6 protein-coding genes are annotated in these 11,849 nt (G+C 58.5%); all 6 read right to left on the bottom strand.

All coding sequences use genetic code 11. The features are described from left to right. Positions 1–15: 15 nt before the first annotated feature. From tssM to OC445_RS11560, 6 genes are read right to left on the bottom strand one after another with little or no spacing between them, the layout of a single operon-like run. Positions 16–3,654, bottom strand: a complete 3,639-nt coding sequence (gene tssM / locus OC445_RS11535) for a type VI secretion system membrane subunit TssM (RefSeq protein WP_054895722.1) — start codon at positions 3,652–3,654, stop codon at positions 16–18. Positions 3,655–3,688: 34 nt separating this feature from the next. Beyond that, on the bottom strand, positions 3,689–5,008 hold the full coding sequence (locus tag OC445_RS11540) for a T6SS immunity protein Tli4 family protein (RefSeq protein WP_233095383.1): 1,320 nt from the start codon (positions 5,006–5,008) through the stop codon (positions 3,689–3,691). Further along, the gene (locus tag OC445_RS11545; protein WP_233097342.1) at positions 5,005–6,297 is read right to left on the bottom strand and encodes a T6SS immunity protein Tli4 family protein; all 1,293 of its coding nucleotides are present in this window, start codon (positions 6,295–6,297) and stop codon (positions 5,005–5,007) included. Before OC445_RS11545 ends, OC445_RS11540 begins: the two co-directional genes overlap by 4 nt. Then, the gene (locus OC445_RS11550; RefSeq protein ID WP_054895724.1) at positions 6,294–7,547 is read right to left on the bottom strand and encodes a T6SS immunity protein Tli4 family protein; all 1,254 of its coding nucleotides are present in this window, start codon (positions 7,545–7,547) and stop codon (positions 6,294–6,296) included. The genes OC445_RS11545 and OC445_RS11550 overlap by 4 nt, the downstream gene beginning before the upstream one ends. Continuing rightward, a complete protein-coding gene (locus OC445_RS11555; RefSeq protein ID WP_054895725.1) occupies positions 7,535–9,331 on the bottom strand; it encodes an esterase/lipase family protein in 1,797 nt (598 codons plus the stop codon). The genes OC445_RS11550 and OC445_RS11555 overlap by 13 nt, the downstream gene beginning before the upstream one ends. Continuing rightward, the gene (locus tag OC445_RS11560) at positions 9,328–11,847 is read right to left on the bottom strand and encodes a type VI secretion system Vgr family protein (RefSeq protein ID WP_054895726.1); all 2,520 of its coding nucleotides are present in this window, start codon (positions 11,845–11,847) and stop codon (positions 9,328–9,330) included. Before OC445_RS11560 ends, OC445_RS11555 begins: the two co-directional genes overlap by 4 nt. Between the last annotated feature and the right edge of the window lie 2 nt (positions 11,848–11,849).

The raw sequence follows: 11,849 nt of genomic DNA on the forward strand, positions 1-11,849 counted from the left end.
CCAGTCATCGCTGACTTATGGGCGTTCATAGGTGAGAGCTGTTGCGGCGAGCCTCTCGACCTTGTTCGGTTTTTTCTTTATTTGACGTTCTTCCAACAGAGTCCTGGGCAATACAAACCCTTCAAAACTGCGCTGTGTAATCGGGTTATTAGCCTTCTCCGCTCCAATCCGATAACGCATCAACCCATCGGCGACTGAAAAGGTCAGGTCCACACTGGTGTCGGTACGGCCATTTAGGTGCCCGCGACTCAGCAGCCGGAACAACGACCACGGCCCGCGGTAGCTCAGGCTGGCGGTGTTGCCGGTGCTATGCACCAGAGTCAGTTGACTGCCATTGCTGTTGCCCAGGCTGTTGGGCCACACCAGACCGGTGCGCTGTGGCGCGCCGTGCTGGTAGGGGATCAGTTGGCCGTCGACGCTGAGCATGCTGCTCAGGCGAGTGGCACTCAGGGCCAGGGGTTCGATGGTGAGCTGCACGGCCAGATGGCCGCGATGGTTGAAGAAGGTCTCGCGGATGCGCTCGGCCGTTTTCAGTTGCTCCAGCACGTCGCTGCGTACCAGGTAGCCGCCGAGGCTGTCGGAGTACAGGGCGTCGAGGTTGTCCTTGAGGAACACGTTCAGGTATTGGTCGTGGAACTGCTGTAGACGCCCCTGCGGACCGAAGAAGGCTTCGAAGTCTTCCAGCGAGGCGTCCTCGCCACTGGCCTTGAACGGATAGCGGCCCGCCAGACGCTCGCGGTAGAAGCTGTAGATTTCACTGTCCCAGCGTTTTTCCAGCTCGCGCAGGGCGGCGATCACCAGCACTTGCGAGGTTTGGTCGGCGAGTTTTCTGACCTGCTGATTCAACGGCTCGGGCAGCCCCACGGCGACGCGTTGCAGGTTGGCGATGGGATCGGCGCCGCCCAGGGAGAAGCGGTTGAGCACGGTTTTAAGGGCGGCTTTACCGGGGTCCGGGTTGTCGTGCACGGCTTTGGCGTAGTCATAGACGGCGCTGACCGAACGCAGGGTTTCTTCGTAATAGGACGGCTGCTCGCCTCGTGCGGTGATCAGCTCTGACAGACTTGAGAATGCGCGCCGAATCCCTGCTGCTTGTTGTTGCTCCTCGGGCACCTTGTCCAGCTTGAGCGGCGTTTGCCCCTCAGCCAGGGGCACGGCCGGGTAGATCACGCTGTTGTCACGCAGGGTTTCCAACAGCCGCCGTAGCGGCGCAGCCGGGCCGGTGACTTGTTCCAGCACCGCCACGCCGTGGCTGAGGTCGTCAAAGTCGGTGACCGCGAACTGGTTCAGCGCACGTCGCCAGCTGTCGACGTAGTCGGCGCTGTACAGGGCTCGGATACGCTGGGTCAGCACTTTGCGGTCTTCGTCGGAGTAGTCCAGGCGTTGTCGTTCGCCAAGGACCCACTGGTCGATCATCGCCAGCTCGATAATGCCCTTGGTGCCGGGTTCGAAATAGTCCTTGAAACCCTTGGCGGTGAGCAGCGGCGGCAATTGCAGACCGCTGCCGGCTTGATCGGTGTTTAGCGGACGGTAGACGATATCGAACGCCGGGCCGACCTCAGTGCGCAGGTCCAGCGGCCGATGCATACGCTCCAGGGCATCCTGTTTCAGGCTCATATAGACCCGTTCGGCCATGGGTAACTGGCGCAGTTGCTGCTGCACTTGGGTGATGCGCTCGCGGTAGTTCGGCAGGTCGGCATCGGCGTATTTCAGCGCGTAGCCCAGGTGGCTCATCAAGTCGGCCTGCAGTTGGCCCTGGCCCGGATAGGCACGCTGCCATTGCTTGGCGACCCACTCCTCGATAATCGCTGGGCGGCGGTTGGGGCGCTCTTCGAGCATGCGGTACACGCGCAAGGCTGCCAGTTGCTGGTTGCTGCCGGCGGGCGCGGTGTTAATAGCCTCCAGCACCCCGCTGGCAATGGCCGGCAGGAAACGCTTGGACAGCAGATTCAAATAGGCTTCATCCACCGTCGGGCCAATCGCCCTGCCCTGGTACAAGCCCATATCCGATAGCAATGGCCAGGCTTCACGGTAATCACCGTAGACCAACACCGCATCGCGAATCTGGTCCAGAGGCAGCAACAGGTTGCGCCCCGTAGGGTCGACCGTGGCGTCGATGTCTCGCTCACTGAACTCCTGACTCTTGGCCAACACGTTGGCCGCTTTGTCGCGGTTGATGCTGAAGTAAAACTGCCAGGTACCCATCGCCACCAGACAGCCCAGGCACGCAACGCTGAACCCGGCGATCAACAGCCGCCGTTTGCTGCGAGCCACCTTGATGTTGTCGCCTGCAAGGCCCGCTTCGGGGTAGATCACCCGCTGGAACAGTTCCTGGGCAAAATAGATGACCGTACCACCGGCCGGTTTGACCTCCGGTGGCGGTGGCGGCAGTTGATACGCCTGCCCTGCTTCTTTGATGAAAGCGTTGCTCAGAGTGCCCTGCTGCAACACCGAGGAAAAATACAGCCCGCGCACCAACGCGGGTGTGGTGAACCGATCACTGCCAAGCATTTCAGTCAGGAAGCCAAACAACGCGCGGCGCAAACCCGCCATCTGATGCATCAGCGCCTGCAAGCGATCACACTCATCCAACGTGCGCGCCTCCCGGGTGCTGTTGAAAACCTGTTCGCAGAGGCAATCGACAAAGGCTTGATATTGGCGCGCCAGTTCCGCCAGCCAGGCATCAAAATCATCCACCGCGGCCAGGCTGAACGTGAAGCCCAGCAGGTCTTCGCGACCACTGCGCGATAACCTGGCGAAGAATTCTTCGAAGCCTTCAAGCAGGTCGAACTTGCTCAGCGTCACGTACACCGGCAAGCGCGTGCCCAATTGCCGCGTCAGCTCAAACAGCCGGGTGCGCAGCAGGTTGGCGTGGGCCTTGCGTTGCTCGGGACACTGCGCCAACAAGGCCTGTATATCAATTACCAGCACCACGCCGTTCAAGGCGCGACGGCTGCGGTTGCGCGTCAGCCAGTCAAGCAGATGCGACCAAAGGCGCGCATGAGTGCCGGTAGGCAACACCGGTTTGTGCTTGCCCTGCTGCTCGACGTTTTCAGCCGGTGAATCCGGGTGGCTGAGAAATTCACCCGGTGGGTCAATCAACACCGCCTCGTCCCCGATCCACCAATCCACCGGGTAGGCCAGTTGCTCTTCCTGAGCCCTGACCCCAGCCTTGGTCACATGAGACAACGAAAAGCTCTGGTTGGAGCGGGTGATCAGACTGGTCTTGCCGGCATTCTCTTCACCGAGCACCAGGTACCACGGCAGTTGATACAGTGAACGGCGGCGCTCCATATTATTCAGCAGGCTGCCCAGGCTGCGGTCCAACGCCCGCTCTTGAGCCTCGATATAAGGCAAGCAAGGGTCGGCTTGCACGGCGGCCTCATGCTGGCGTTCAACCTGCAAGCGCTGATAACGCTCGCGCACGCGCCACGCCCAGATGAGCAGCGGCACCACGATCACCGCCACACTGGCCGAGACCCGCATCGCCCACTCGCCCAACGGTTGGCGCTCACGCCACGTCCACTGCGCGCCCAGCCACCAGATGGCGACCAGCAAGAACATCACGCCCAACAGCACCAACACCGGCCATGCCTGATTGAATTGGCGCAGCACCGGCAAGCCCCAGCGTTTGAGGTAACCCCAGACTGTTTTCATGAATTGCTCCTAACGCTTTTTTAGAGTTCGTTGCTTACACACGGTGAACGCATCCCTGTTGCTCCCGCTGAACCACGCCCAGGGGCATGGCTTGGGTTTTCAACGCTGGCGATGAATTCATGGAGGATGCGTTTGCTTTGGGCAGCCTCCTTGACACGGGGCCGCGAATGTTGGCCTCAGGGTCCGGTCTGGGCGCGACCGAGCCGTAGCGGATGCGTACGGATTTGAGGATGGCGTCCCACACGGCCATGGCTTCGTAGTCAGTGAGGGAGGGGTTGACGGGTTCTGGTGAGGCGGGTTGTTGCCAGAGTGGGAGTTCGTAGCCTTTGTTGGCGAATTGGGGAAGGGTCCAGCGCACTAGGTCTTCGGGTTCGTTGGGATCAACTGGCTCTCCTTTCATGCCACCCGCCGACAAACGGATGCTCATGCCAGGCCGAGCCCGCGAAGGATTGTCCCGGTAGTTTTCGCTCACAAAGAGTATTTGACGGTGAGTGTCATCGCTGAAGCCGATCAGGGATTCTTCGGCTTGCATTCCGGCTAATGTTATTTGGCCCATCCGCAGTTGTTCATAATCGCCTGCGAGGAATATTTTCCCGTCTTTTTGGGTTCGGACATGCAAACGTTCTCCATCATCAGGTGATAAGGCGTTGTAGTAGACGTTCAGCGATACGTCTGAAGCAGGGGGGCGAAAATAGAAACTGGCGATCTCATGGTCGTGATGACTGCGAATGACAACCGGCCCAAGCGCAAAGCCCGCGCCCGCGGTTTCGGGGGTGACTTTGAAGATTTCCTTCGACAGCTTTAAGAGTTGGGCTTCAACGGGATCCGTATCGCCTTCGTATGATTGAGCCCTGAGCATGACGTAGACATCATCGATCAGCAGATGAGACTCATGAACGAATGTTTGGCGGCGCGTTGCCTGCTTGTAGTACTGCAGCAACGTTTCCCTGGGTGAGACAAATTTTGCCGACACCAGCATCGGCACATCTGAATTCTTATAGTTCTTGACTGCCGAAATCCGACGTGACCGCTCATTCAAGGCTGCATCAAATCGCTCCTGCGTCACGCGCTCCCCCAAGATCAAGACCTCAACGCTTGAGTGATCAGCTCCCAATCCGTAGTACAGCTTCACATCCCCGCCCCCCGTCCAGTTGGCGGGCAAATCTATCAGCCCACGGCCCAGCGCCCAGGTGCGCATGTTGCTGGTCAATTCGTGCACGGTTTGTTTCTCTTGTTCACTGGGTTGTTTGAAGGCGGCGCAGCCCGTGAGCAACGCGATCGTCAAGCACATGAAAAGAAGCTGGGAGGCTTTAGGATGAAGGCGGCCAAAAGAAAGCCGATGGGCGCTATTCATTGATCGCTATCCCTTGGTAATGACCTACGTTTTTCCAAGCTGGCAATGAACTCATCGAGGATGCGCTTGCTTTCGGCAGCTTCTTCGGCACTGGGCCCGCGAATGTTGGCCCACGGGTCCGGCTTGGGCACGACCGAGCCGTAGCGGATACGTACGGATTTGAGGATTGCGTCCCACACGGCCATGGCTTCGTAGTCGGTGAGCGAGGGGTTGACGGGGTCTGGTGACGCGGGTTGTTGCCAGAGTGGGAGTTCGTAGCCTTTGTTGGCGAATTGGGGAAGGGTCCAGCGCACTAGATCCCTGGGCTTATCAGGATCTATGGCGGTACGCTTCTTTCCGCCTGCCGATAGGCGAATACTCATAGCTGGACGGCTTAGGGATGGGTTATCTCGATAGTTCTCGCTGACGAACAGTATTTGACGATGTGTGTCATCACTGAAGCCGATCAAGGATTCTTCGGCTTGCATTCCGGCTAATGTGATTTGGCCCATCCGCAGTTGTTCATAATCGCCTGCGAGGAATATTTTCCCATCTTTTTGGGTTCGAACATGCAAACGTTCGCCATCATCAGGTGATAAGGCGTTGTAGTAGACGTTCAGCGATACGTCTGAAGCAGGGGGGCGAAAATAGAAACTGGCGATCTCATGGTCGTGATGACTGCGAATGACAACCGGCCCAAGCGCAAAGCCCGCTCCTGCGGTTTCAGGGGTGACTTTGAAGATCTCTTTTGAGAGTTTTAACAGACGATCTTCAACAGGGGCGGTATTACCCTTGAAGGAGTCAGCTCGGAGCATGACGTAAACGTCATCGACCAGCAGGTGGAGTTCGTGAACGAAAGTCTGACGCGGTGTGGGACGCCGATAGTATTGCAACATGACACTTTGCGGTGTCTGCGCTTTGGCTGACACCAGCATTGATACGTCATCCATCTCATAGTTTTTGACCGCGGCGATCCTGCTGGCCCGTTCCTGCAAGGCAGCGGAAAAGCGTTGCTGTGACACCCCCTCGCCCAGCACACGCACTTCAACGGATGCATGATCAGCCCCCAGCCCGTAATACAACTTCACATCCCCGCCCCCCGTCCAGCTGGCGGGCAAATCTATCAGCCCACGGCCCAGCGCCCAGGTGCGCATGTTGCTGGTCAATTCGTGCACGGTTTGTTTCTCTTGTTCACTGGGTTGTTTGAAGGCGGCGCAGCCCGTGAGCAACGCGAGCGTCAAGCACATGAAAAGAAGCTGGGAGGCTTTAGGATGAAGGCGGCCAAAAGAAAGCCGGTGGGCGCTATTCATTGATCGCTATCCCCTGGCAATGACCTTCGTTTTTCCAAGCTGGCAATGAACTCATCGAGGATGCGCTTGCTTTCGGCAGCTTCTTCGGCACTGGGCCCGCGAATGTTGGCCCACGGGTCCGGCTTGGGCGCGACCGAGCCGTAGCGGATGCGTACGGATTTGAGGATTGCGTCCCACACGGCCATGGCTTCGTAGTCAGTGAGGGAGGGGTTGACGGGGTCTGGTGAGGCGGGTTGTTGCCAGAGTGGGAGTTCGTAGCCTTTGTTCGCGAATTCGGGCAGGGTCCAGCGAACCAAATCCTCTGGTTCGTCGGGGCCGCTCGGTTCGGCTTTCATACCTCCAGCCGACATGCGAAAGTTCATGCTCGGGCGACTTAGCGATGGATCCTCACGATAGTTTTCGGCCCCGAAGAGGAGTTGACGATGAGTATCGTCGCTGAAGCCAATCAGGGATTCTTCCGCCGACATTCCCGCAAGAGTGATCTTCTTCGTGCGCAGATTTTCATAATCACCTGCGAGGAAAACCCGTGCGCCTTCCTCGGTCCGGGTCTTTATGCTCTTCGTTTGACTAGGCGATAAAGCATTGATGTAAATTTCCAGCGAAATATCAGAGGCAGGCGGACTGAACTCAAAGCTTGCGATCTCCTGATCGTGGTGACTTCGGATCACAATCGGCCCCAGGGCAAAGCCTGCACCGGCTTTCTCAGGTGCAATTTTGAATATCTCCCTGGACAGCTTTGACAGGCGCGCTTCAACCGGTGCGGTGTTTCCTTTAAAGGAGTCAGCCCGAAGCATGACGTAAGCGTCATCGACCAGCAGGTGGAGTTCGTGGACGAAGGTCTGGCGCTGGGTTTTACGCATGTAGTACTGCAACATGGCACTTTGCGGTGTATCAGCCCTGGCCGAAACCAACATCGGTATATCGTTCATCTCATCATTCTTGACCGCCGCGATTCTACTGGCTCGCTCACGTATAGCTGCGTCAAAACGTTCCCGCGTCACGCCCTCTCCCAGCACACGTACTTCAACAGACGCATGATCGGCGCCCAGCCCGTAGTAGAGCTTCACGTCGCCGCCACCACTCCAATTGGCCGGCAAGTCAATCAAACCTCGGCCCAAGGCCCAGGTGCGCATGTTGCTTGTCATCTCGCTCACGTTACGTTTCTCCTTCTCGCTAGGCTGTTTGAGCGCAGTACATGCAGTAAGGGAGCCCAGCACCAGGCAGACAAAAACAATGATCAACCGGCGCATAGAGGCCTCTTGGCTTTCGCCGCAATTTTGATAATCGAATAGAGAGTGAATTGCTGCGTTAACGGGTTGGCATAGGACGCCTCATGATCGAACCCAGGCGCCTTGATTTGCTGGCGAACGCCACCGTTGCGCGCGTGTTTTATCGGTGCGCTGCCCGAACTGACCGGCACAGTGCCGTCGCCGGAGCCGTCCTGCATCTTGCAATGCAGTTCCCAATAACTGGTCTTCACGGTTTTGACGGGCGCATCGGGATCGCCACGCATGGGTGGTATGGGTTGCTCGTGGCCGCCGACATACACAGGGCTGCGGCCATCATCTCTGACTTGATGCATCTCGAGATTGGAAACTGTGAAGCTATCGGGGTATGAGCCATGAGGACCATTGAGGCGAGACCCGCGCTCCATTTGCCAAGTGATGGATTCGAAGCTGGGGTACTTAGCTTCGCTGCCGTAATAGACGTAAGTTTGAGGGTGATAAGAGCCTGAAATTTTCTGATGAAGCTCTTTCGCTTCCAATATGTTTTCCGCAAATGTTTCCCACGTAATCGGATCACCATCCTTAGGTGCCAACCACTCTTCACGCAGTAATCCCCACCAACGGTCGCGGCGCAGATAGATCTCTTCGTAAGGGTCTTTCACAGGCTGGCGCGGCATCGCCGAAACACCGTGGTTGTCAATCAACCTCAGCCAGCCTGGGGCATAATCTTGTGTCGGCAACAACTGCAAAGCGCCAGGCGCCTGCGCAAAAACGGCGGTCACTTCCTGGCCGGTCGGACCAATCACTGCTCCGGCAATCGGATCTTCATCGCTCATACCGACCTTACAACGGCGATAAGCGACCGGAGCCCCAGTGGCGGGCATGACCCCATGCACGACACCGGCAATCTTGGCACTCATGCCGGGCAGCTGCGCACATCGTCGAGCAACCAATCCGCCCATGGAGTGGGTGACCAGAATGACTTGTTGGCAGTTTCGACCGTATTGGTGCATCAATTCGTCTATGCGTTCGGCCAGGCGCTGTGCAGCGATTTTGTTGGAGTCCAGCCAGTTATACCCACACGCATGCACCGGCATTCGATAGTCACCGCGCGCTAACAACTCATCCGAGATAATCGACGGCAATTGACTCGCCAGGTTTGCCCCCAATCCCGGCATAGCAATGGGAATTTCGGGTTTTAGCCGTGTGATATGAGTCGGCCCAGGCTCGACAGCGACGGTATGCAGGTGCTCAGGCCGAACGTCGAATTGCGGCCATTGGTGAGGCAGGAACTGGTTATTCAGGGTTTCTTCCAGCCAAAGAAGAAACGCGTGATAGCTGGTTTCGCTGACTTCGCCCCAACCGCGCTCTCTGTAACGTTTGGTCAAGGCCAAGGCGGCCTTTTTCCTGTCCAATTCTGGCTGGGTAATGACCGTGCCTACGGCGAGCTTAGGCACTGCCCCGTCTCTATCAACCTCCGCACGAAGTGGGTGCAGGATTTTCTGACGTTCACCTGCTGTTTTGAAAATCCAATTTTTCGCGAGCCACATATTCTTACCCATGAACCCCGCATCCAACCGCCAGATGGGACCCGTCTTCTTATTTCCCTTTCCTTTCTCCGGCTTGCTCTTCAAATTCGACCCCATAATCCCCGGCACAAAGATCACCGGCAGCACGCCATCCGGCGGCAATATGCAGTGCACCGGGTCGGTCATATGGCTGGGCGTGAGGGTCCAGGTATGCACAGGATTGCCCCGCGCGTTGTAGTGCATGGGGGCGACACGGGGCGTCGTCGGGCTATTGGTCATGTGGGGTCTCCGTTTTCTAGCCATTCCAATGTCAACCCTTCCAGCGTCATGCCCTGTTGCAGGGTGACGTAGCCTTCGCCATCAGTGCGGCCTTCGAAGCGTGCGCCGTCTTTGCGAACCAAGGCGTAGGCACGGTTGCGCATGGGTTGACCGTTGAAAAAGGGTTGAAAGCGTTCGTTGAACGAGGTGCTGGGCCAGCTGTTGAGTTGCGTCGCGGCATGGCTGGGGTCAATGAAGTGTTTGTTCGCAGCCTTCACAATGAAATCGCCGGGCATGCCCAGCTCGATATTGCCGCCCTGCATCTTGATGTAGGCCCCGCCGCACAGCAGGGTGATGTGTTTGTCCGCCGCCACCAGCACGTGTTGCTGGCTGGCGCTGATTTCCACGCTTTGATCTGCTTGCACCTGGATGCTGTTGTGCTGGGCCTGCAGCAGCAGTTGACCGTTCTGGGCGATATGGCGCATGTCACCGCCCTGGGCGAACAGGCCTAGCTCGTCGCCCGCGTTAATCACCACTTTTTTACCGGCGGTCAGTTGCAGGTTCTGTTGCGCGACGCTGTCGATGTGTTCGCCTGCGCCTATGGCAATGCTGCGGGATGTGGCGGCAGCAATACCCGCGGGCCCGCTCAGAGCGATGATGGGCTGCGCGCCAGTGCCCGTAACGTTGGGCTGGTCATTGGCGCCCTGCCCCAGGGTGTTGACGGCCTCGGTGAGCGCCTGTTGCGGTTGCCAATCCTGGGCAATGCCTTGGGCAACCTCCGCCGAACTGCCTAGCTGCTTGGCCAACGCCAGGGCGGTTTGCAGCACCTCAATGGCTTGCTGGCGCTCCAGGTGGCCCGCAGCGGCCTTCAGTTGTGCTTCAGCAGTCAGCAATAAACCTTTTGCTGCGCGCAACGCACCGTGCCCATCCGTACGTAACTCAAACCCCTCCCCCCTGGGTTTACCGCCACCGTAATGGCGGGGGTGAGTGAGGTAACCCAGATGCAGCGCGCTGTGCTCGTGATCACTCATCAACGCCGCGCTGATTTGCGCCGTGGTGTCGTCAATGCGCAGCTCATTGGCGCGGGTCCCCTTGAATTCGCGACTTTTGGTTGTCGCTACGGCGTTGAGCTTAGGGAGCTCGTAGGGCGGCAAATTGGTCTCGCGATAAGTACGGCCCGTGGCGATGGGCTGGTCAGGATCACCGTCCAGATAGCTGATCACCAGCTCTTGACCCACACGTGGAATGGCCATGGAGCCCCAGGTAGCGCCAGCCCAGCCTTGCGTGACGCGGATCCAGCACGAGCTGTGGTCGTTGTTTTCGTCCGAACGATCCCACGGGTACTGCACCTTGACCCGGCCCCATTCGTCGCAATAGATCTCTTCCCCTGGCGGCCCAACCACCGTGGCAATCTGCGGGCCGTCGATGCAGGGTTTGGCACGCAGCGGGGCTTTCCAGTCGGCGGTCCAGCGGATGGCGCTGGCGGTCATTTCATAAGAAGTGCCTTGGTCGCTGCCGAACGCCTCTTCCTGCAAGCTGGTGTGCTGTTTGCCTTCGTGGGTGATGGCGATGGTGCGCCAACGGTCGTTGAAGTCTTCGCGGGGATGCTCGTTGAGGTCGAACGCCAGTCCCGGTTGCAGGCGTGCATCGTCACCGGCCAGGTGCGCCAGTTTGGCGTCATTGCGCAGGGCGGTGAGGCGCGTTTTGGTGAAGGGCTTGCCGGCGATGTCGCGCTTGTAGCGGCCGGGATAGTCGTAGCGTTCGTAGTCCTTGTGCTGGTTTTGCAACTCCTGATCGCCGCTGGCGGTGTGTTGCTGGTTGTAGCGCGGGTGGGTGAAGGTGTAATCGCGCTGTACCTGCACGGCGGTGCGTACCTGTTCGGTGTAGTGGAAGCGGGTTAACGCCGGTTCCGTGGCGTCACCGCCCGCCATTGGCTGATAGATCACTGGGCAATCGGTATGGGTCCCAATGGTGCCCAGGCCACCAACACGGTCGGTGAGGACGAGGGTGTGGCCGTCGGCGCGGTGTTCGAAGGCGTAGAGCAGGCCCTCTTCGGCGGCGAGGCGGCTGATGAAGGCGAGGTCGGTTTCTCCGGCCTGTACGCAGTATTCACGTCGTTGATGCTCAAAGCAGATGTCGCTGCGGATGTCGGTCAGTCGATGCTCGGTAAGTATGTTGGTGATGATCTCGGGTACGGTTTGGCCCTGGAAGATGCGCCAGTTGGAACGCAGGTCGAAACGCGCCAGGGTCGGTTCGACTACCGCGGTGTAGCGGGTGCGACGAAAGCCGGTGTCGCCCTGGGTGAACAGGCTGACCAGGCCGTGCACGTAGCGCACTGGGGCTTCGCCGCGCCAGATCGTGAACAGCCCCGCCAGGTCGAGCACGTTATTGAACTCGATGGCGGCGTTGTGGCTGGCCAGTTCCAGGGTGAGCTTGAACGGCTTGGACAGGCTTTCATCGAGCTTGAAAGAGACCACGTCGAAGGTGTCGCCTTTCAAGGGCTCGAAGGTAAAACGCAAGTCGCTTTGGCGGGGCACGT

It is taken from the genome of Pseudomonas sp. Pse35 (assembly GCF_024519715.1).
In the GTDB taxonomy this organism is placed as follows: Bacteria; Pseudomonadota; Gammaproteobacteria; order Pseudomonadales; family Pseudomonadaceae; genus Aquipseudomonas; species Aquipseudomonas paracarnis.